The sequence below is a fragment of the Mucilaginibacter sp. P4_G9 genome, from assembly GCF_056400985.1.
The window spans coordinates 1-506 of the sequence record NZ_JBFUKF010000968.1 but is presented as its reverse complement, the minus strand read 5'-3'; the positions used below and the strand labels follow the sequence as shown (position 1 = coordinate 506).

Sequence of the window (506 nt, the reverse complement as noted above, 5' to 3'; positions counted from 1 at the left end):
AAGCATGGCTACCAAGGCTAACCTTTTGTAGAATTAATCGGCGAAGAACTGAAAACAGGCCGTCCAATCTATGAAGTAAATTTGCATATCATTACTTGATAAAACTACGTAAATAAGTTGCTTAAAAAGATAAACTACAAAGAGGTCAAAGAAATAAATTGTGACCAGTTGCAATTCAGTTGTTTTAAGCAGAAAGTTATGATTGAAGTACAAAAACAATTAATCGATAAGTACCGGGAATAAGCTGATTTTGCTATTTTAGCACCATGGAAGAACAGAATGAAAATCAGTTAAATATCGAACTTTCTGAAGAAATTGCAGAAGGTATTTATTCAAACTTAGCTATAATTACCCACTCAAATCAAGAATTTGTACTGGACTTTATCCGAATTATGCCCGGTACTCCGAAGGCTAAAGTTAAATCACGAATAATCGTAACACCTGAGCACGCTAAAAGATTGTTAACGGCTCTTGAAGATAATATTGAGAAATTTGAGGCAGTAAAC

At 33.8% G+C, this 506-nt stretch carries 1 protein-coding gene; it reads left to right on the top strand.

What is annotated here, in order from left to right; translation table 11 throughout:
- Positions 1-266: 266 nt before the first annotated feature.
- The coding region (locus tag AC1DPZ_RS28845) for a DUF3467 domain-containing protein (RefSeq protein ID WP_477410000.1) at positions 267-506 on the top strand (240 nt) is incomplete at its 3' end.